This is a genomic window from Pantoea sp. UYEF8 (assembly GCF_040546285.1).
Taxonomy (GTDB): domain Bacteria; phylum Pseudomonadota; class Gammaproteobacteria; order Enterobacterales; family Enterobacteriaceae; genus Pantoea; species Pantoea brenneri.
Genome location: NZ_JBEPNM010000004.1, coordinates 151,979 through 173,635 on the forward strand (window position 1 = coordinate 151,979; position 21,657 = coordinate 173,635).

A 21,657-nucleotide genomic window follows, 5' to 3' on the forward strand; every position below is an offset into this window, starting at 1 on the left:
CAATTCCACATTCTGACGACTTCCCGCCATCCGCAGTACAGTCACCTACTACCTACTCAGGAAAATCGGTGTCCACCGACGTCTGTTTCCACGCTTCAATCTGCGCCAGACGTTCTTTGAGCTTACTGGTGACTGCCTCATAGCCCCATGCGCCCATTACCAGATGACGTGGCGGATTATCATGTTCGGTAATCGCAATCATCGCCTGAGCGGCACGGGCAGGATCGCCTTTCTGAGTGCCGCTGTATTCGGCGGTAGCTTTCATCCGGGCGGCAGCGGTATCAGCATATTCCGGCAAGGTGCTCGGGGTCTGATGCAGCGAGCGGCCGGCCCAGTCGGTGCGGAATGGACCCGGCTCGACGCAGGTGACGTGAATACCCAGCGGACCCGCTTCCTGTGCCAGCGAGTCGGACCAGCCTTCCACCGCATGCTTGCTGGCCGAGTAGTAACCGGAGCTGGCAAAGCCGATAAAGCCCGCCACTGAGGTGATGTTAATGATGTGCCCGCTGCGCGCCTTGCGCATCGCCGGCAGCACTGCCCGGGTCAGGGCAAACAGACCGAATACGTTGGCATCGAACTGAGCGCGGATCTCCTGCTCCTCACCCTCTTCCACCGAACTCTGGTAGCCATAACCGGCATTATTCACCAGAACATCAATGGTGCCGAACGCATTCAGCGCTGCCTGCACCGCCTGATCGATGCTGGATTGCTGAGTGACATCCAGCGCCACCGCCAGCGCATTGTCATGCCCTTCAACCAGATCGGCGACTTTCGCGGTGTCACGTGCCGTGACCACCACCCGGAAACCGCGCGCGATAGTCTGCTGCGCCAGTTCGCGACCAAAACCGGTAGAGCATCCCGAAATAAACCAGACAGGGCTTGTATCAGTAGCCATGGTAAGACTCCCGTTAGTTATGCTGAAGAAGGGGGAATACCCGGACGCGAGTGCGCCCGGGGAGAAAAGCGTAAGGGTAGCGGCGCAACATGGCCCGGCTTAACCCTTAATGCTTTTTATGCAACAGCTGACTGGCGGTATCACTGATGATTTGCGCCGCGCCACGGTCACCTTTCGCCATCGACGCCATAAAGGCTTTTGCCTGCTTAAAGGTGATGTGCGGCGGCAGCGGAGCGACTTCCGGATCGGTTTTCACCTCCAGCAACACCGGGCGGTCGGCGCTCAACGCACGCTGCCAGGCGGCAGCCAGATCGTCAGGGTTGTCGACAAAAATGCCAGTTAATCCCAGCGACTCAGCAAACTCGGCGTATTTTACATCCGGCAGCTGCTGCGAAGCGTCAAAGCGCGGATTGCCTTCCATCACCCGCTGTTCCCAGGTCACCTGATTAAGATCCTGATTGTTGAACACGCAGACGATCAGATGCGGGTCGGCCCACTGTTGCCAGTATTTCTGAATGGTGATCAGCTCCGCCATGTTATTCATCTGCATTGCGCCATCACCGACCAGCGCCACCACCGGTTTTTCCGGGTGAGCAAACTTAGCCGCGATGGCGTAAGGGACAGCGGCACCCATGCAGGCCAGCCCGCCGGAGAGCGAGGCGCGCTGTCCCTGTTTGACCCGATAATCGCGGGCAAACCAGTTGGCGCACGAGCCGGAGTCAGAGGTGACAATCGCATTGTCCGGCAGCTGTGGTGACATCTCCCACACGACGCGCTGCGGATTGACCGGATTCGCCGGTGCCATGGCCCGCTCTTCCATCAGCGTCCACCAGTCACGTACCTGAACCGCAATATCTTCCTGCCAGCTTCGATCCTGCTTATGCTCCAGCAACGGCAGCAGCGCGCGCAGGGTTTCGGCGGCATCGCCATGCAGGTTGACTTCACAGGGATAGCGCAGGCCGAGCATCGCCGGATCGATATCGATCTGTACCGCCCGCGCCTTGCCCTCTTCCGGCAAAAATTCGGTCCACGGGAAGCCGCTGCCAATCATCAACAGGGTATCGCAGTTTTTCATTAAATCTGACGAGGGTTTGGTACCGAGCAGGCCAATCGATCCGGTAACAAACGGCGCGTCGTCCGGCAGCACATCTTTGCCCAGCAGCGCTTTCGCCACGCCGGCACCCAGCACGTTGGCGGCCTGCACCACCTCAACCGCGGCGTTGCGCGCGCCGGCACCAATCAGAATCGCCACTTTTTTACCGGCGTTCAGTATGTCGGCAGCCCGTTGCAGATCCGCTTCATACGGAACCACTTTTGGCCGCTGATAGCCGCTGCCCGAATGGGTGAAGCCGTGCAGATGCTGCGGCGCCTGCCACTCTTCATCCTGGATATCTTTGGGGATGATCACCACCGCGACGCCGTTCTGGGCCTTCGCAATACGCACGCCGCGATCGATCAGGTGACGAACCTGAGCAGGCGCGGCCGCTTCCTGGACGAAATTCGCCACGTCCGAGAAGATGCGATCCAGATTCATCTCCTGCTGATAGCTGGCTCCCCGGGCCGTGGCTTCCGCCTGACCGGCAATCGCCAGCACCGGCGCATGGTCCATTTTGGCGTCATACAGACCGGTCAGCAGATGGGTTGCGCCAGGCCCGCCGGTTGACAGGCAAACACCCATTTCACCGGTGAACTTGGCGTGACCGGCCGCCATAAATGCGGCCATTTCCTCGTGGCGCACCTGAATAAATTCGATGCCATCACCCTTCTCATTGGCGCGCTGAATCGCCCCCAGCACGCCGTTAATACCGTCGCCAGGGTAGCCGTAAATCCGGGTGACGCCCCATTCTTTCAGGCGCTGGACAAAAAAATCACTGGTTTTCATGCTCATCGTCGCGTTTCCCTTGGTTGTCCTTGCAGACTTAAAGCGTAGTAGACGATGCCGCATTGCCGTTAGTTGTTCGCCATTGCCGGGTATCGCTGACGCAAATCACTGAATATTTGCGCCATATCCGCCGTTTCGCCTATTTCTTCCACCGCGCGGAATACCTGGGTTTTCAGGAAGTGCCGCCAGCTGACCGGCGCTGCGGCAAGAAAAACCGTAAGCAAGTGATACCGCTGCGCTGTCCAGAGCGATTCAAAGCGCTGACGCGCCGCGCCGTGCTCAAAATGCTGGCTCGCTTGCTGTGGCATCGCGGCGCGCAACCGGGCTGTCTCCTGCAGATCCAGCTGATCATCCACTATCGCCACGCCATACTGTTGCCGGGCCGCGTTAAGGCTGAGAAAGCCGCAGCGCACATCCTGTAGCACCGCTTGCGGGTCGCGCTGTGACGGCAAACCATAACCGCCTGCGCCCGGCCCGCGCACTTCCACCACGTCGCCCGGCTCTGCGCTGATCACATCGGTATTGCCGTGGTTAATCACTCTGCCGTCACGCAGAGTGCGGAAGTGCGACAGCGCCCCGCTCTGCCCGCCGACCACGCCGGCGGAGGCAAATACCGACCGGTTGCGGTTACGTGCGGTAATAGTGGTATTGGGCGAGAAAACTTCGAATGCCATTTCGGTGGCTAATCCGCCGCGATACTGGCCTGCACCGGCGCTGTCCTGGGCCAGTCCATAGCGGTGAAAACGAATCGGTACTTCCGCTTCATTAATCTCAATCGGGGTATTTTTCAGGAAGGCGGAGAGGCCACCCGAGCCGTCTGGTCCGTCATGACGCGGCGTGCCGCCTGCGCCACCGCCGACCGGACCGAGCGAGGCAACCACGCTGCGGTTTTGAGTCTGGGTGCGGATATTCATGATCGAGTTGCCGCCGGGCGAGTTAGCAGGCAGACGGTCCGGCATTGCCAGCGAGAAGACGCCGACGGTAGCAATCTGCGACAGCGCGCAGGTCAGTGAGCGCATGCCCACCGCCGCCGGTGCCTCACAGTTCATCACCGTGCCCGGCGGCAGTATCGCCCGGGTCGGCCGCAGCGTACCGGCGTTGAGCAGCAGCGAACGATCGAGCGTAGAGAGCACATAGGTCACGCCGACCAGCGCCAGCGGATGCCGCTCACGGCCGCCGGTCGGCATGTTCAGCGAGGAGGCTAACTGGGGATCGCTGCCGGTGTAGTCCAGCTCCAGCCGATCGCCCTCTACCCGCAGCGTAATGGCGATGCGACAGGGATAGCCGCCTTCGCCATCTTCATCGGCGTAGTCGGCATAAAAATAGTCGCCGTCAGGAATGGTGGCGATAATGCTGCGCGCCTGTGCTTCGGCATAATCGAGAATCCCTTCAATGCCCTGCAGGAAATCATCAACGCCAAAACGGGCAATAATGTCGTGAATTTTGCGCTCACCCACGTTAACCGACGCCAGCTGTGCTTTGAAATCGCCCCAGTTCTGCTCTGGTGCCCGCACGTTGAGCCGCATGATGCGGGCCACATCGTCGTTCAGTTCGCCGTTGCTGACGATTTTCAGCGGCGGAATGCGGATCCCCTCCTGCACGATATCGGTCAGCGAACGCGACAGCGAAGCCGGTACTGCCCCTCCGACATCGGTGTTATGAATGTGGCCAACCACGAAGCAGACAATTTCGCCCTGATGAAACACCGGCTTCCAGATATGGATATCGGGCGAATGGGTGGCGACGTTACCGGCGTAGGCATCATTGGTAATGCAGATGTCGCCCTCGGCGTAATCCTCAATCAGCGCCAGCACCGGCGCATAGTCGATGCCGCTGTACCAGGGTGCGCCAAAGCTGCGCGGTGAGGCGAACGCCAGGCCAGTGCGGCTGACAATCTGGCAGGAGAAATCTTCAGTCTCTTTGACAAAAGTCGAGTGCGCGGTGCGCATCAGGGTAAACGCCATCGCATCGGCGGCGGCCGCGCAGTAGTTGGCGAGGATTTGCAGGTTACGTCCGTCAATTGCCATATTACGCCTCGCTCGCAGTGATCAGCAGGTTACCAAAGGGGTCGACTTTGACCCACATGCCGGGCGGCACGCAGGTGGTGCAATCATCCTGGGCGACGATCACCGGGCCGGTCAGCCGATGCCCGGCGCGCAGTTCCGACCGCAGCACCACATCCACCTGATGCCACGCGCCATCAATCCACGACGTCACCTGCTTCAGCACCGCGACCGGTTCGGTGGCGGCTGGCAGGCGATTAATTTCTGGTTTTGGCACCGGCGAGGCGATCACCAGCCGCAGATTGATCAGCTGCACCGGCGCATCCGCGTCACAGTGGCCGAACAGCTGCTGATGCTGACGATCAAACGCCTGATGCAGCGCCGTGACGTCAGCCGTCGTCAGCCAGGTCGCCTCCAGCGGCACTTCAATCTCAAACGACTGGCCGCGATAGCGCATATCCGCGCTGAATTGCAGCTGGTACGGCATCTCGCTGCCATGCTCCTGCGCCAGCCAGCCACAGGCACGTTGCTGTAACGCCTGCGCTTCGCTGGCTAAGGTGTCGGCCAGCGCTGGCGTCAGGTCACTGTAAAGAGTGCGGATAAAGTCATTGCGGATGTCGGCCACCAGCCCGCCGAGCGCCGAAAGGACACCAGGCGTGGGCGGCACGATCACCCCTTTCATGTTCAGCTCGCGTGCCAGGAAGCAGCCCATCATCGGCCCTGCGCCGCCAAAGGCGAGGAACCAGAATTCGCGCGGGTCGAGGCCAAACCGTGACAGCAAACCGCTGGTATCGCTGTACATGCTGGAGATCGCCAGCTGGATGGCGGTCTCTGCCGTTTCATGCACCGTCACCTTGAGCGCATCGGCCAGTGGCTGCCAGGCCGCGCAGGCGGCGGCTACATCTACGCTCACGGCGTTATAGCCGAGCGCGCCGTGGCCCATCATGCCGCAGGCGGCAAAGGCATCGGTGGCGGTAGGCTGCGTCCCGCCGCGCTGGAAGCAGACCGGTCCCGGCAGCGAACCGGCGCTGTCCGGTCCCATCTGCAGCACGCCCTGGCCGTCGATCCATGCCAGTGAACCGCCGCCCTGCCCGACCGAGGTCACGGCAACCGACGGAATAAAGATCGGGAAATCACCAATGATTTCGCCGTTGCCCTGCGCCACCTTGCCATCCACAATCACCGCCACGTCGGCACTGGTGCCGCCGATATCGAGGCTGAGAATTTTGTCGAAACCGCAGGCGCTGGCGAGATAACTGGCCCCGATCACTCCGGATGCGGTCCCGGAGAGTACCATCTGTACGCACTCGCGTTTCGCCTGCTCAATGCCCATCACGCCGCCATTCGATTTGGTAATGCGCGGCGGGGGCTTCACCCCGATACGCTGCAGCGCCTGCTCAAACGATTCGAGGTAGTTGATCACCATCGGCTGGACATAGGCGTTGATGGTGGCGGTGATGGTGCGTTCGTATTCACGAATGATCGGCCAGATATCGGCCGAACAGGAGGTCAGCAGCTCGGGTGCCACTTCGTCAATAATCGCTTTAACGGCAGCTTCATTGTGCCGGTTGCGGTAACTGTGCAGCAGCGAAACCACAATGCCCTGACAGCCCGCCGCCCGCGCCTGCGCGATCGCATCCAGCACGCTTTGACGATCGACCGGTTGCAGCACGTTGCCGTGACAGTCACTGCGTTCGCGGATAGCAAACACCCGATCGCGGCTAATCAGCGGTGCGGGACGCCGCGAGAAGAGGTCGTGGATATGCGGAATTTTCAGCCGCGCCAGCTCCAGCACATCGCAGAAGCCTTCGGTGGCAAACAGCGCCAGCCGAACGCCGCGGCGCTGGATCACCGCGTTGATTCCGACCGTGGTGCCGTGGGTAAAATAGCCAATCTCTGTCGGTTCAATGCCATCACGCTGCTGAAACTGCGTCAGCCCGTTGACGATTTCGCTGCCCGGCCGATCCGGGCGCGACAGGACTTTGAGGGTATGAATCTGATTGGTTTGCTGATCGAGCACGGCGAAATCGGTAAAGGATCCGCCAATATCCACGCCAACGCGGTATCGCATCTCAGGGTAACTCCGGAGTCAGGAGGGAGGAAATTCCATCAGCGTCTGCGGATCTTGCACCACACGCCAGCCGAGTCGCTGGTAGACCTGATGGGCATCACGGGTTGACAGCATCCAGCGGTGCACCGTTTGCAGTTCGGGATGTTCACGGACGCAGGCGGCCAGCCAGCTGCCCAGCCCGTGCCCACGCCAGTTTTCATCGATCATCACATCACACAGCCAGCCAAAACGGGTGTAGTCAGTAATCAGCCGGGCGAAACCGATCTGCGCCTGCTGGTGATAGAGGCCAAACGGCAATGATCCGGCAATCGCCCGCTCGGTTTTGGCCCGCGGCTGACCCTGCGCCCAGTAGGACTTTTCAGCCAGCTGGCGATGGATCCAGTCAAGGTCCAGCTGCTGGCGCGCGGTGGACACGGTGAACGCATCACGTTGCCAGTGCTGGTCAGCAATGATTAATGAACTCATGACAACTCCTTGTATCGGTTGAAAACAGTGTAAAAGGGTTTGCGAAACGGTTAAGACCGTAGCGTGCATCAGAAGGTGTTGTAGCGCCTGAATTTCAGCGGCGAAAGAAATTTTATGCTGTGCGCCGGATTCCCGCTGCTGGCATGACCGGCCATCAGTTTCACTGTGGCGCGTCGACGCAGAAAACAGGGCTAAAATGACGGACGCGTTGGCGGGGGAAATCAGAACGGGAAATGCGGGGTTAAATAACAGGCACGTTGGCGAAGGCAAATCTGAACAAGGAACGCGGAGAATATGCCGTTAAGCCGCAGTCATGACCAGCGGCGGGATCGTTACTGACAGTGCAGCCGCCCCGCCTTCCCCGGTGATGAGGGAAAGCGGGGATGAGCGATCACAGACCGCCCGCTACACACCAAACTCGACCGAATTTTGTTTACCGATCAGCGATCGCAACGGCACGCTGCTTTTCATGATCGGTGACTTAATAACGATATAGCTGAAGTACTTATCGATGCCGATCTGTGCGTCGAGCATCTTCTCAATCACTTCCTGGTAATGTTCAATGCTGCGGGTAATAAAGCGCAGCAAATAGTCGTAACCGCCGGTGATCAGATGGCACTCCATCAGTTCATCCACGTCGCGCATCGCACTTTCGAATTTCATAAAGTCTTCGCGACGATGACCGGAGAGAGTCACTTCGGTAAATACCGTTACCGAATCGGTGATCCGCGTCAGGTTAATATGCGCTTCATAGCCGGTGATAAAGCCCGCCTGTTCCAGACGCTTGACCCGTTGCAGACAGAGGCTGGGGGAAAGGCCTACCGCATCGGCGAGGTTAACGTTGCTGATACGGCCATCTTTCTGGAGTTGCACCAGGATATTGATGTCGATGCGGTCAAGTTTCATTAAGCCGTTCATAGCACCCCTCATTGTCAGAGCCTATCCCAGTAGGCGTAATTGTTGCAGGCAGTCTGGGCACGAACAGCGCGGAACAACCGGAGCGTACCAGGTAGTACGGGAGGATTGTGAGCACTGCCCAGGTTCAGACTGACAAATGAAATAGCCTAATGGGATAGGCTCTTAATCAAATGTGCAGAACCTCCCGAAGGTATAACACGCTTTACGGTAAACGCGCCAGCGCTAAGCAGTGGTTATACCAGCGGGAGATTTTCAAATTACTTTAACAATATCAATGAGGAAGCTCGACTTACCCTAACCGTCCCGTGGCACGGGCCAGGGCAATATCGAAGATATGCAACGCTTCTTCCAGTTGCGAGTCGGTGGTGACCAGCGGCGCCAGAAAGCGAATAGTATTACGATGCAGCCCACACTTAATCAGCAGCAAACCTTCCTGGCAGGCGCTATCCAGGATCTTCTGCGTCAGTGCCGCGTCGGGCCGTCCGGTCTCAAAATCCAGAATCTCTACCGCCTGCATAAAGCCGACGCCACGCACGTCACCGATGCAGGCATATTTATCCGCCAGCTGCCGCAGACGCGCATTGAGCTGTTCGCCAAGCTGGCAGGATCGCTGCAGCAGGTTGTCCTGCTCGAACAGGTCCAGTACCGCCAGCGCCGCGGCACAGGCCAGCGCATTGCCGCCATAGGTGCCGCCCAGCCCGCCGGGAGTCGGCGCATCCATAATCTCTGCTTTACCGACTACGCCGGAAATCGGCAGGCCGCCGCCCAGACTTTTCGCCAGAGTAACCAGATCGGGTTTGATGTCGAGATGCTGGAAGGCGAACATCTTGCCGGTACGGCCAAAACCGGTCTGCACTTCATCACAAATCAACAGAATGCCGTGCTGAGCGGTGATGCGCCGCAGCGCCTGCATAAACGCCGGACCGGCCGGCAGGAAGCCGCCGTCGCCCTGCACCGGCTCGATAATAATTGCCGCCACCCGCTCCGGCAGGATCTGTACCGCAAACAGCTGATCCAGCGCTTTCAGGCAGTCCACTTCACTGATGCCATGCAGCGGATTAGGAAACGGCAGGCGATAGATATCGCCAGGGAACGGACCAAAATTCTGTTTATAAGGCGCAGACATGCCGGTCAGAGTGACACCCAGCAGCGTGCGGCCATGAAAGGCGCCATCAAAGGCGATGATGCCGGGGCGCTGGGTATGCGCACGGGCGATCTTCACCGCATTTTCTACCGCTTCGGCACCGCTGGTGAAAAAGACGCTTTTGTACGCGTCGTCACCGCCCACCAGCTTGTTCAGCCGCTGGGCCAGCGTAATGTAGCCCGGATAGGCGACCACCTGAAAACAGGCGTGGGACACCATGCCCAGCTGACGGGTGACGGCGTTGACCACCGCCGGATGATTATGACCGACATTCAGCACGCCAATGCCGCCAACAAAATCGAGATAGCGATTGCCTTCTACATCCCACACTTCGCTGCCTTTGGCTCGTTCGATCACCAACGGATGTGCGGTGACCACGCCACGCGGCACGTTCTGCTCGCGTGCATCCAGTAACAGGCTGTTATCGGAGTATGCTTGCTGCTCTGCCATGACATTCTGCATTTTAAACCCTCATCCACGTAACGTTCGGTTGGCTCAAGTATCGCAACCCGTTGGTTTCTTACGCTGCCGTAATTCCGCAGGCAGCGGCATTTCCTGTCAAAATCCTGCTGCATTCAGCAGGGAAATTTCTCTGCCAGCGCCTGACGGATCAGCGCGACAAATACCTGAATGCCATGCGGAATCAGCGCATCATTAAAGTCATAGGCAGCATGATGCAGTGGCTTACTGGGGGCCGATCCCAGCCACAGATACGCGCCGGGACGCGCCTGCAGCATGAAAGCGAAATCTTCGGAAGTGAGCGCCGGCTGCGGTGCGACGTCAGTCGGGATGCCCGCCTGACTCAGCGCCTGCAGACAGAACTGCGCTTCGGCGGCACTGTTGATGGTCGCCGGGTAATAGCGGTGATAGCTGACCTCGGCACGCAGGCCGTGCGCGGCGGTGATGTGTTCTGCCATCTGGCGCAGCCGCGCTTCCAGCGTCGCCTGTGCCGCCGGGTTGAAGGTGCGAACCGTGCCGGTAAGGCTGGCTTCGGCCGGGATCATATTGTGCGAAAAGCCGCCCTGCATCCGGGTGACGGTTAACAACCCGGTTTCGCAGGGATCGAGCGCACGCGCCACCAGGGTATTGAGCTGCACCACCAGTTCACTGGTGGCCAGCAGGGTATCGCGTGTCAGGTGCGGTTGTGCTGCATGACCGCCACCGCCGAACACCCGGATATCAAAGCGATCGGCCGCCGCCATAATCGGCCCGGGCCGGGTTTGCACCGTGCCCAGCGGCAGTTGCGGCCAGTTATGAATGGCATAGACGGCGTCACAGGGAAAACGACTGAACAGCCCGTCGTCGATCATCGCCTTCGCCCCGGCCAATCCTTCTTCGGCTGGCTGGAAAATAAAGCAGACGCTGCCATCAAAGGCGATATCGCGTGCCAGCACCTCCGCGGCCCCCAGCAGCATCACGGTGTGACCATCGTGACCGCAGGCGTGACTGACCTGCTCCACCTGACTTTTCCACGCCGCCTCCCCCTGATCCTGCATCGGCAGCGCATCCATATCGGCGCGCAGCCCGATCATGCGGGAGCTGGTGCCCTTTTTCAGCACCCCGACCACGCCGGTTTTACCGATGCCGCGATAGACCTCAATACCCTGCTGCTCAAGAAAGGTGGCCACGATATCGCTGGTGCGTTGCTCCTGAAAACCGATCTCCGGATGAGCGTGCAAATCACGGCGCAGTGCGACTAAAGCGTCCATTTTAATATCCTCGCGAGCGGTCAATCAGCCCGTGCAGCGGCTCCCCGCGCTGATAGCGCCGCAGGTTATCCAGCAGGGCGACAATGGCACTTTCGTTTTGAGTCTGGCTGGCGATGTGCGGCGTCAGCCAGATCGCCGGATGACGCCAGAAGGGGTGCGACGGCGGTAACGGTTCCGGATCGGTGACATCAATCACCGCCGCGCGAAGCTGACCGCTCTCCAGTGCCAGCAGCAGATCGTCATGATTGAGCTGCGGACCGCGGCCAGCCTGCACCAGCGCGGCACCGTGCGGAAGCTGGTTAAACAGCGCGCTATTGAGGAGGCCGTGAGTCGTGGCGGTCAGCGGCAGCAGGCAGACCAGGATATCGCTGTGTGCCAGAAATTCGGCCAGCTGGTCGTCGCCGTGCCAGCAGCGTACACCGCTATACTGGCGTGGGGTCCGGCTCCAGCCGGCGCAGTCAAAACCCAGCGCCACCAACTGTCGCAATGCCGCCTGGCCCAGTTCGCCCATTCCCATTACCCCAACCCGCCGCTGCGCGGCTGGCAGCGCACTGTGCGCCTGCCACTGTTGCAGGCGTTGCTGCTGGAAATAGCGCGGCATATCCCGATGCAGGCCCAGCACCGAGAAGGTGACATATTCAACCATGCCCTGCGTCAGGCCCGGTTCAATCATCCGGATGACCGGTAAATCGGGTGGCAAGATGGTCAGGTCAAACTGATCGGCCCCTGCGCCAACTGAAAACAGCAGTTTCAGATTGGGGAAACAGGCGGCTATATCGTCGGGTGGCTGCCAGGCGATCAGCGCATCAACCTGATCCGGTTCACCGGTTTCGGGCCAGATATGCAGCGTAATGTCTGGCGCATGTTGTGCCAGCCAGCGCTGCCACAGCCGGCCACGTTCCGGCTCAGATTTATAGACGAGCTGCATCAGGCCATCGCCTGCGTCATCAGGCCAAACGCCTGCATTCCCTGCGGCGTCCACGGCGTGCCGCGTACCATGGTGGTCGGCGCGTCAACCTGTTCCACTCCCAGAGTGCTGAGCCAGGCGGCCAGCGGCAGGCTGGCATCGGTATCAATGCGCAGAAACTCCCCCTGCACGCCCTGCATCAGCGCGGCGACCAGCGTCTGCGCCAGCGGGAAATCATCGGCAATCACCGGACCAATCGCCCAGCCGTGACCAAAGCGGCGCAGGCTGGCGAAACCGTGGATCTGCCGATCGGCATCCTGTAACAGTACGGTCTGCGTGTCGCTGAGCAGATGATCAAACAGCGCCGGACGGTGCATCCCGTGCGCCTGATAATCCAGCGCCACCAGCGACGATTTGTCGGCTGCGCTGGCGCGGCGCAGTTCCAGTCCGGCAGGCACGGTGACCTGCGGTACGCTTAACAGTGCGCGGGTCTGATGCTGGCGGATCTCACCGCAGCTGACAAAACCGAGTTTTTCATACAGTCCTTTGCCCATTTCCGTAGCGTGCAGACGCACGTTGTAGCCGGGCAGTTTTTCCAGTTGCGCCAGCATCAGCTGTTTGCCGAGCCCCCGTCCCTGCTGCTGATTGTCAACGATCACCAGACCGACGGTGGCCGCCTGTTCGCCCCAGCGCCACAGCACGGCGCTGGCAATCAGTTTGCCCTGCTCCTCAATCACCGTGCCCTCACCTAGTTGCAACGCCAGCTGCCAGTCTTCGCGGCGATGCGGCCATTTCAGCGCCTGGGTCATCGCGTAGCAGTTATCGAGGTCATCTGGCGTCATTGCACGTAGCGTTATGCTCATCGGGTCTCCTTACATCATGCCGGGGGTTTCTAAGCCGCTGCCGTCAACCAGACGGCTGTAGCGATAAGGTCTGGGATCGACGATCGGGGTGGCGTCAGTGGCGAGATCGGCGGCCAGCCGTCCGGCACCCGGCCCGATGCCGAAGCCGTGCGCACTATAGCCGGCTGATAACACCAGCCCGGGCAGTTTTGCCACGGTCGAAATCACCGGAATCGCGTCCGGGGTGCTGTCGATCATGCCGCCCCACGACTGTGCCAGTCGCAGATTAGCCAGCGCCGGATATTCCCGACGCATCGCCGCCAGCCCCTCTTCGACGATATGCGCATCCGCCGCCGGATCGAGAATTCGCATCCGCTCAAAGGGCGACATGCGGTCAAATTCCCAGCGTCCCATCGCTTCCGGACCACGGAAGAACGGGGTAATGCCGAGGTTGAGGGTGAGATTTTTACGCCGGCTTTTAAAGGTCGGATAGAACTGACGGGCATAGCGCAGCCCCTGAGCCCCCGGCTCCAGCCGTCCCCGCCCGGAGACTGACACGGTGTAGCTGCCATCCAGCTGTGGCCGGCAGGCGAAGCCCGGCGTGTAGAGCGGCATGGCAATCGCCTGCTCAATCGGCTGGGTGCGGAAGGCGGTGCCGATTACGTTGCCGAGCGGCAGATCGATACCGTGACGACGGCAGAACATCGAAGTCCAGGCACCCGCGGCACAGATTACCCGGCTGGTTTTAATCAGGCCGCGCTCGGTCCAGACGCCGCTGACCCGGCCTGCGGCAATATCCAGCCCACGCACCGCACATTGCTGGAACACCAGCGCGCCGTGCTTCTGCGCTCCCATCACCAGGCCAGGTGCGGCAAGACGCGGTTCGGCATGGCCGTCGGTCGGGGATGAGACGCCACCACACCAGGCGGTGGTGCTGCCAGGCGTCATCGCTTTCGCCTGTTCGGCAGTCAGGATGTCGCTGCGGACACCGTAGCTTTTCGCCATCTGCCCCCACTTCTCCCATGCGGCGATATCCGCTTCAATCCGGGTGGCATAAACCAGACCGCTGCGGCGAAAACCCAGCTCTTCACCGGTTTCGGCGTTGAGTTCACCCCAGCGTTGCAGGGCATAGATAATCAGCGGCAATTCACGCTCATCACGGTTTTGCTGGCGACACCAGCCCCAGTTGCGGCTCGATTGCTCTGCCCCCACCAGTCCTTTTTCGATTAACACCACCTTCAGTCCCTGTTTTGCCAGCTCCCAGGTGGCGGCAGCCCCGGCGATACCGGCGCCAATCACCACCACATCGGCGGCCTCGGGAAAGTTTGCACTGTCCTGTACATAACGAATCGGTGCAGGCATAGCATTGCTACCTCTGTTATTGGTTATCAGGCCGGGCGCGATCCGGTAAACCGGCCGCCGGCCCTGCTCCGCGCCTCTGCCACCGTGGGCAGAGACCTCTGTCAGATGCGCTTCGCTGCGTCTCTACCGCTGTGCGGCGAATGACGTAACGGGGCCTACTCCGCTTTCAGCACCTCTTCATGCTCATCCAGCCAGCCCTGACGCAGTTCCGGTACGGCCCGCTTCAGGCGCTCAAAATAAAGCTCACTGGTCGGCTTATCGTAATCGTTACGCGCCAGCTGCGTGACGATACGTCCGCTCTTCATCACCACGATTTCATCACACACCGCGCGTACCGCATGCATATCATGGCTGATAAAGATCACTGAGAGACCCAGTTCGCGGCGCAGCTCGCTGATTAAGTCCAGCACCGCTGCGGCCACCACGGTATCCAGTGCCGAGGTCACCTCATCACACAGGATCAAATCCGGCTCAGCTGCCAGTGCGCGCGCCAGATTCACCCGCTGTTTCTGCCCACCGGACAGCGCCCATGGGCGACGCCACAACACGCTGCGCGGCAATTTGACCAGATCCAGCAGCTGCCAGAGCCGCTGTTGCCGGGCCGCACCGCTCAGACCGTGAAACAGGGTCAGCGGCCGCGACAAAATGCGTTCGACGCTGTGCGCCGGATTGAGTGCGGTGTCCGCCATCTGAAACACATACTGAATGCGACGCAGCTCGTTGTCAGGACGTTTTTGCATATCACCGGCAATGTAGTGGCCGTTGAACAGAATATGGCCGTGACTCGGCGCGTTCAGCCCGGCGATGGCGTGTGCCAGCGTGGTTTTACCTGACCCCGATTCGCCAATGATGCCGATTGCCTGCCCCTTCCACAGCTTGAGGTTGATCTCTTCCAGAATGCGTACTTTCGGGTGGCCGTCACTGCCGCGTGGACCGTAACCTGCATTCAGGTCGCGCACCTCCAGCAGTGGCTGAACATCAGCCGCCGCCGGGCACCAGTTGCTGGGCCGCTCTTTCTGTCGTGCCGCATCCATCAGTAACCGGGTGTACTCTGCCTGCGGCGCGCCAATCAGATGGGCGGTGGTGCCGTACTCCGCCATCTGGCCGCGCAGCAGCACCAGAATCCGATCGGCCATCTGCGCCACCACCGCCAGATCGTGGCTGACGTAAATGGCGGTGACACCACGCTGAGCCACCACGCGGCGGAACGCTTTAAGCACCTCCACCTGGGTGGTGACATCCAGCGCGGTGGTCGGTTCGTCGAGGATCACCACGTCCGGATCGCCAATCAGCGCCATCGCCGTCATCAGGCGTTGCAGTTGCCCACCGGAAACCTGATGCGGAAAGCGGTCGCCAATGGTGTCCGGGTCGGGCAGCGCCAGTTCGCGAAACAGGCCAATCGCCTTGGCCCTGGCCGCTTTACGGGTCATGGTGCCGTGGATCACCACTGGCTCGATGACCTGGTCAAGAATCTTCATGCCGGGGTTAAAGGATGCGGCGGCGCTCTGGGCAATATACGAGACTTTATTACCGCGAAAGGCGCGTAGCTGGCCCGGCGACAGGCTGTTGACGTCGGTGCCCGCCACGTGAATATTGCCTTCGGCGATGCGGCAGCCGCTGCGGGCATAGCCCATCAGCGCCATGGCGATGGTGGTTTTTCCCGAGCCGGATTCGCCAATCAGCGCCAGCACTTCGCCTTTCTGAACGGTAAAGTGAATGTCGGAGACCAGATCGATCTCTTCGCCGCGATCGGTCTGCGCGGTAACACGCAGCTTATCCACCGAAATCACCGGCATTGCAGTATGTGGCGTCACGTTCATGCTCCCTCCTTCGCCAGCGTCATCGGACGCATCGCCTGCAGGCTGTCGATAAACAGGTTGGCCCCGATAGTCAGGCTGGCAATCGCCAGCGCCGGCATCAGTACCGCGGGCGAGCCATCAAACAGTCCCTGGATATTTTCGCGCACCAGCGTGCCCCAGTCGGCATACGGTGGCTGAACACCGAGGCCAAGAAAACTCAGGCCGCTCAACAGCAGCACGATGTAGACGAAGCGCAGGCCAAAATCGGTCAGCATCGGATGCACCATGTTAGGCAGAATGTCATGAATGGCGATGTACCAGCGGCTTTCACCGCGCAGTCGCGAGGCGCGGACGTAATCCATGCTGCGCAGCGTGCTGGCCATGGCGAAAGCGATGCGGAATGCGCCCGGCCAGTAGGTGAAGACCGCAGTCAGAATCAGCATCGGCAGCGACGAACCGAACACCGCGACAATCATCAGCGACAGCACTTTGCCCGGCAGCACCAGCAGCGCATCGTTGACCCGTCCCAGCAGCTCCTCCAGCCAGCGGCCAGCTACCGCCGCCAGCAGCGCCAGCAGCGTACCAATCAGGCTGGCCAGCAGCGCGGCGCTGAGTGCCAGACCGATGGAGAACTTCGCGCCATACAGAATGCGGCTCAGCATGTCGCGCCCGAGGTAGTCGGTGCCCAGCAGGTTATCCGGCGTCAGGCCGCCCATCAGCGGTCCACCGCCGATATCATCAATGTTGTGCGGTGCCAGCTGAGTACCGAATGCCGCCATCAGCAGCCAGAACAGTGACATCAGCAGTCCCAGTCGTCCCGACCAGGAGAGCGACTGAAAAAAACGCACCGGAAGCAGGAGTGTATTCATGCGCTTCTCCATTTTGGGTTAAATGCGATGGTCAGAACATCAGCCGCCAGCAGCAGCACCAGATAACAGGCAGCAAACAGCATGACGCAGAGCTGCACCACCGGCAGATCGCGGTTGCTGACCGCGTCTACCAGCTGACTGGCGAGGCCGGGATAGCTGAAGATGGTTTCGATAATGATTACGCCGCCAAACAGATAGGAGAGACTGAGTGAAATGGCGTTGGCAATTGGCCCGACCGCATTGGGCAGTGCGTGACGGAGCACCGCCCGCAGTGGCGATACGCCCTTCAGCAGCGCCATCTCCAGATAGGGACTGTCGAGCTGATTGATGATTGCCGCCCGCGTCATACGCGCCATCTGCGCCACCAGCACGCAGCACAAGGTCAGCACCGGCAGTGCGTAAGCTTTGAGGTAGCTCAGCAGATCGCTATCCGGGCTGCCGAACGACATCGCCGACACCCAGTGCAGCTTGACGGCAAAAATCAGTACCGCCACCGTCGCCACCAGAAACTCCGGCACCGCGACCGTCGCCATGGTGCCGATCACCAGCACCCGGTCGAGCCGTGAACCACGGTTCATCGCCGCGATGATGCCGATAATCAACGCCAGCGGCACGCAGATCAGGGTGGTGATGGCCGCCAGTTCAAAAGTGGCCGGAATACGCTGCGCCACCAGCTGCGAGACCGGCAGATGGCTGGCAAACGAGGTGCCGAAGTCACCCTGCAGCATCCCAGCCAGCCAGCTGAAGTAGCGCATCAGCAGCGGCTGATCTAAGCCCAGTTGCTGACGTAACGCTGCGACCGTTTCTGGCGTGGCGTTCTGCCCAAGGATCATTTGCGCCGCATCGCCCGGCAGCAGGCTGGTGATAAAAAACACCACCGCCGAGACGATAAGTAAAGTCAGGATGCCGGCCCCCACGCGCCGGGCAATCAGCAGCATCATGTATCGGTTCATCGGCGTACTCCTTATGACGAGCCTGGCCCACCAGGCGTAATTGTTGCTGGCAGTCCGGACACGGACTGCGCGGAACAACCGGAACGTACACGTAGTACGTGTGGATTGTGAGCACTGCCCAGCTTCAGACTGACAAATAAAATCGCCTGACTGGATAAGCGCTAAGCCAGGATCAGGCGGTCAGCCAGGCAAACTCATGGAAGCGATAACCCATCATCATGCCCGACGGCCAGGCCTCCACACCTTTCACCTTTTTGTTGTAACCGTCGGTCGAGCTGATAAAGGTCGGGATAATGGTGCCGCAATGGTCATAAATCAGCGCCTGCATATCGCCATACATCTGCTTGCGCTTCGCCTGATCGCGCTCGCCACGTGCAGCAATCACCAGCTGATCGAACTGTGCGTTCTTCCAGCCTGATTCGTTATTCGGTGCGCTAGAGAGATAAAACTGTGAGAACAGCATGTCGAGCGTCGGACGCGGGTTTATCGAGCCGTATCCCACCGGATCTTTGGTCCAGTGCGAAGACCAGTAACCATCATACGGCACGCGTCGCACTTTGAAGTTGATACCCGCCCCTCGCGCCACCTGCTGAATCAGCTGGCCGCCTTCGTTGGCGCCTTCAATATTCGGGGTGGTAATGATCTCCACCGTCGAACCGGTCATGCCGGCTTTTTTGATGTGGAATTTCGCCTTTTCGACGTCGAGTGGCCGCGGTTTGAGATCGGCGTTGTAGAGCGGGTGCCACGGCGGAACCGGCGTGTCATTGCTGACGTCGCCGTAGCCCTGCAGCACGGTTTTGACCAGCATTTCACGCGGCTGCAGGTATTTCATTGCCAGCACGAAATCTTCGTTGCTGCCCGGCTTGACGTCGGTGCGCACAATCAGGTTGGTGTACATGCCCGATTTACTCTCCAGCACGCCGAAGTCAGCGGTGGCCTTGATGCGTTTGCAATCGGCTGCCGACAGGGTGGAGACAATATGCAGATCGCCCGACATCAGCGCATTGACCCGCGCCGCATTGTCGGTAACACCAATCAGCTCAACCTCATCCAGATGCGGTAAGCCGGGCTTGTAGTAGTTGGGGTTTTTGCTGCCAATCGAGCGCACGCCCGGCATAAAGGCTTTGCAGATGAACGGGCCGGTACCGATGCCCTTGCTGAAATCTTTGGTGCCATCCTGCACGATCAGAAACGGCGGCGTCGCCAGCATGTAAGGCACATCGAAGTTGGCGCTATTCAGCTCCAGCAGCACCTCATGATCGCCAACTGCGCTGATGGTTTTGAACTGATCGGCCAGCTTGAAAGCGTTGGAGGCGACGGCCGGATCTTTATGGCGGCTGAGCGAGTAGACCACATCTTTGGCGGTAAAGGGTTTGCCGTCGTGGAAGGTAACGCCCTGCCGCAGTTTGATATGCCAGCTGATGCCGTCACTGGACTCCAGCGATTCAGCCAGCGCCGGCTGCGCCATCAGGCTTTTATCCAGCTCGGTCAGGCCGCTGTAAAACATGTACTGGCGGGTGTAGTCGCCGCTGTTGTTACTTTTTGCCGGATCAAGGGTGTCCGTGGCGGAGGCGTTCGACATCGCCGCCCGCAGCTTGCCGCCTTTGACCGGCTTATCATCGGCCAGTGCCGCGCCGGAGAAACCGATCAGGCCGCTGCTCATCACTGCGCCGGCTGAGAGAATTTTCATCAGGCTACGGCGTGACAGCGATCCTTCAGTGATCATTCGCGTCAGTGCCGGATTGACCGCGTCAGGCTCTTTATTATCAAATTTGCTCATCTGTACACCCTCAATAAACCATCAAGCGAACGTGAAGTGACTCTTCCGGTGGCCGGAGGTGGCCTGAACCCGGCGGGAATTTATGACAGGCGATCCTTTGCTTTGTAATAGAGCCCGGCGAGGGGCAAAAACCATGGCTTGCCGTGATAACCGGGCAGCGCTGGCCATGACGCGCGCTGCCAGGGATTTTCAGTCTGTTTTTCGGCCAGCAGATCGGCCATCACCCGGCCCATCCACACCGACATCTGGGTGCCGTGGCCGCTGTAACCCAGCGAATAGAACAGGCCATCCTGCTCACCGGCATGCGGCAAACGATCGGCCGTCATATCGACCATGCCGCCCCAGCAGTAGGCCAGTGACGTATTGCTGAGCTGAGGAAACATCTGCGTCATGGCCCGACGCAGGATCTCGCCGCTGCGCGAATCGGAGGTCGGGTTGCTGACCGCAAAACGCGCCCGGCCGCCGAACACCAACCGACGATCGGCGGTGCTGCGAAAATAGTTACCGATGTTGAGTGACGTGACGTAGGTGCGATCGTGAGGTAACACCTGGCGCAGCAAGTCTTCATCCAGCGTCTCGGTCACCACGATAAAGCTACCGACCGGCACGATGCGGCGCTGAAACCACGGAAAAGGCCCGACGTTGGAGCAGCCTGTTGCCATCAGTACTTTGTCGGCCAGAATCACGCCCTGATCGGTATGCACCCGATGCTGATAACCACTGAGTCGCTCCAGCCGGGTCACCGGATGATGCGGGTAAATTTTTGCTCCGCTTCGGGCGGCGGCGTTGGCCAGTCCGACGCCAAACTTGCCCATGTGCATCTGTCCGCCGCGTTTTTGCAGCAGGCCACCGTGAAAATCATCGCTGCCGATCTCCTGCCGGACGGCCGCTTTGTCGAGCAGCTCAATCTCCGGGTCCACCGTGCGACACATCAGCTCGGCGGCTTCACGCAGCCCGGCGAGGTGGGTCGCTTTGCTGGCCAGCTTGAGCTTGCCGCACAGGCGAAAATCGCAGTCGATCCGTTCGTCCCGCACCAGCTGTTCGACGTAGCTGACCGCGTCATCAAAAGCCCGATAGAAGCGACTGGCCTGTTCCAGCCCCTGACTCGCCACCAGCGCGGCAAAGTTATGCGCCACCCCGGTATTGCAGTGCCCGCCATTACGCGACGAGGCCTGACTCATCACCTCGCCACTCTCCAGCAGCACCACGCTGAGGCCGCTGCGCGCCAGGCTGAGCGCCGCCGAGACGCCGGTAAAACCACCGCCAATCACCACCACATCCGCCTGTGATGGCAGCGGGTCGCTGGCGGCCCCGCTAAAGGCCGGCGCGGTGGCTTGCCAGAACGATTCCAGTTTCATGGCGCTATCCTCAGAGTCCAACGACGCCTGGCAGGCCGCCGATGTCTTTAATTTCGGTGTACTGGTAGTACGGATTGGCCGGTTCGTGACCGCGGTTGACCCACACTTTGTTTTTGATGCCGAGATCGTGCGCGGTCATCAGGTCGTAGCGGAAACTGGAAGAGACATGGAGGATCTCATCCGGGCGACAGTCGAGCTTCTCCAGCATGTACTCGAAGCCTTTCATCTGCGGCTTGTAAGCCCCCGCCTCTTCTGCGGTGATGGTCATATGGATCGGCGCACCGAGACGCGGCACGTGATGCGGGATCAGGTCGTTCATCGAGTTAGTCAGCAGCACCAGCGGAAACGCCTCCGCTACTTTTGCCAGCCCGGCCGGCACGTCGGGATGCGGTCCCCAGCTGGCACAGTCGGTATAAATAAAGTCGCTGTCGGCTTTGTCCCAGCTGACACCCCACTTTTTACAGGTGCGCTGCAGGGCGTTGCTGACCACGTCGTAATAGGGTTTCCAGGCGCCCAGGACCTCATCCAGCCGATAGCTGGAGAAATCGGTAGTGAACGCGTGCATCTGCTGCGGGGCGATGCGGTCGCTGAAGCGACGCTGCGCGGCACCGGCCATGTCGAACAGAATCAGCGTGCCGTAACAGTCGAACGTGATGTATTTCGGTTTAAACAGTGCCATGTAACAACCTCGTCATTGTCA

17 protein-coding genes are annotated in these 21,657 nt (G+C 60.1%); all 17 read right to left on the minus strand.

Annotated elements, in window-relative coordinates; genetic code table 11:
* Positions 1 to 52 precede the first annotated feature (52 nt).
* Positions 53 to 895 carry an oxidoreductase gene (locus tag ABIB18_RS09770; RefSeq protein ID WP_089562004.1) on the minus strand — a complete coding sequence of 281 codons (843 nt, stop codon included), beginning with the start codon at positions 893 to 895 and terminating at the stop codon, positions 53 to 55.
* A gap of 106 nt (positions 896 to 1,001) precedes the next feature.
* Positions 1,002 to 2,783 (minus strand): thiamine pyrophosphate-requiring protein, encoded by a 1,782-nt coding sequence (locus tag ABIB18_RS09775; RefSeq protein ID WP_354474065.1) that lies wholly within the window; start codon positions 2,781 to 2,783, stop codon positions 1,002 to 1,004.
* Between the two features lie 62 nt (positions 2,784 to 2,845).
* Positions 2,846 to 4,804: a hydantoinase B/oxoprolinase family protein gene (locus tag ABIB18_RS09780; protein ID WP_089562002.1), complete on the minus strand. Its 1,959-nt coding sequence runs from the start codon at positions 4,802 to 4,804 to the stop codon at positions 2,846 to 2,848.
* A gap of 1 nt (position 4,805) precedes the next feature.
* A complete protein-coding gene (locus tag ABIB18_RS09785; RefSeq protein ID WP_354474066.1) occupies positions 4,806 to 6,851 on the minus strand; it encodes a hydantoinase/oxoprolinase family protein in 2,046 nt (681 codons plus the stop codon).
* 18 nt (positions 6,852 to 6,869) lie between these two features.
* Positions 6,870 to 7,316, minus strand: coding sequence for a GNAT family N-acetyltransferase (locus ABIB18_RS09790; protein ID WP_031377063.1), 447 nt, complete (start codon positions 7,314 to 7,316; stop codon positions 6,870 to 6,872).
* A gap of 405 nt (positions 7,317 to 7,721) precedes the next feature.
* Positions 7,722 to 8,234 carry an Lrp/AsnC family transcriptional regulator gene (locus tag ABIB18_RS09795; protein WP_354474067.1) on the minus strand — a complete coding sequence of 171 codons (513 nt, stop codon included), beginning with the start codon at positions 8,232 to 8,234 and terminating at the stop codon, positions 7,722 to 7,724.
* A gap of 289 nt (positions 8,235 to 8,523) precedes the next feature.
* Positions 8,524 to 9,840, minus strand: a complete 1,317-nt coding sequence (gabT, locus tag ABIB18_RS09800; protein ID WP_031377061.1) for a 4-aminobutyrate--2-oxoglutarate transaminase — start codon at positions 9,838 to 9,840, stop codon at positions 8,524 to 8,526.
* Positions 9,841 to 9,953: 113 nt separating this feature from the next.
* Positions 9,954 to 11,087, minus strand: coding sequence for a M20 aminoacylase family protein (locus ABIB18_RS09805; protein WP_354474068.1), 1,134 nt, complete (start codon positions 11,085 to 11,087; stop codon positions 9,954 to 9,956).
* A gap of 1 nt (position 11,088) precedes the next feature.
* Positions 11,089 to 12,015: a 2-hydroxyacid dehydrogenase gene (locus tag ABIB18_RS09810; protein WP_279810483.1), complete on the minus strand. Its 927-nt coding sequence runs from the start codon at positions 12,013 to 12,015 to the stop codon at positions 11,089 to 11,091.
* Entirely contained in the window at positions 12,015 to 12,857 is an 843-nt protein-coding gene (locus tag ABIB18_RS09815) for a GNAT family N-acetyltransferase (protein ID WP_089561999.1), read from the minus strand. The genes ABIB18_RS09810 and ABIB18_RS09815 overlap by 1 nt, the downstream gene beginning before the upstream one ends.
* A 9-nt stretch (positions 12,858 to 12,866) precedes the next feature.
* Positions 12,867 to 14,198, minus strand: coding sequence for an NAD(P)/FAD-dependent oxidoreductase (locus tag ABIB18_RS09820; RefSeq protein WP_354474069.1), 1,332 nt, complete (start codon positions 14,196 to 14,198; stop codon positions 12,867 to 12,869).
* 155 nt (positions 14,199 to 14,353) lie between these two features.
* On the minus strand, positions 14,354 to 16,018 hold the full coding sequence (locus ABIB18_RS09825) for an ABC transporter ATP-binding protein (protein WP_031377058.1): 1,665 nt from the start codon (positions 16,016 to 16,018) through the stop codon (positions 14,354 to 14,356).
* The gene (locus ABIB18_RS09830) at positions 16,015 to 16,866 is read right to left on the minus strand and encodes an ABC transporter permease (protein WP_031377057.1); all 852 of its coding nucleotides are present in this window, start codon (positions 16,864 to 16,866) and stop codon (positions 16,015 to 16,017) included. Before ABIB18_RS09830 ends, ABIB18_RS09825 begins: the two co-directional genes overlap by 4 nt.
* A complete protein-coding gene (locus tag ABIB18_RS09835; protein WP_031377056.1) occupies positions 16,863 to 17,819 on the minus strand; it encodes an ABC transporter permease in 957 nt (318 codons plus the stop codon). The genes ABIB18_RS09830 and ABIB18_RS09835 overlap by 4 nt, the downstream gene beginning before the upstream one ends.
* Positions 17,820 to 17,991: 172 nt before the next feature.
* Positions 17,992 to 19,599, minus strand: coding sequence for an ABC transporter substrate-binding protein (locus ABIB18_RS09840; RefSeq protein WP_031377055.1), 1,608 nt, complete (start codon positions 19,597 to 19,599; stop codon positions 17,992 to 17,994).
* An 80-nt stretch (positions 19,600 to 19,679) separates the two neighbouring features.
* On the minus strand, positions 19,680 to 20,957 hold the full coding sequence (locus tag ABIB18_RS09845; RefSeq protein WP_354474070.1) for an NAD(P)/FAD-dependent oxidoreductase: 1,278 nt from the start codon (positions 20,955 to 20,957) through the stop codon (positions 19,680 to 19,682).
* Positions 20,958 to 20,967: 10 nt separating this feature from the next.
* On the minus strand, positions 20,968 to 21,636 hold the full coding sequence (locus ABIB18_RS09850) for a haloacid dehalogenase type II (protein WP_031377053.1): 669 nt from the start codon (positions 21,634 to 21,636) through the stop codon (positions 20,968 to 20,970).
* Between the last annotated feature and the right edge of the window lie 21 nt (positions 21,637 to 21,657).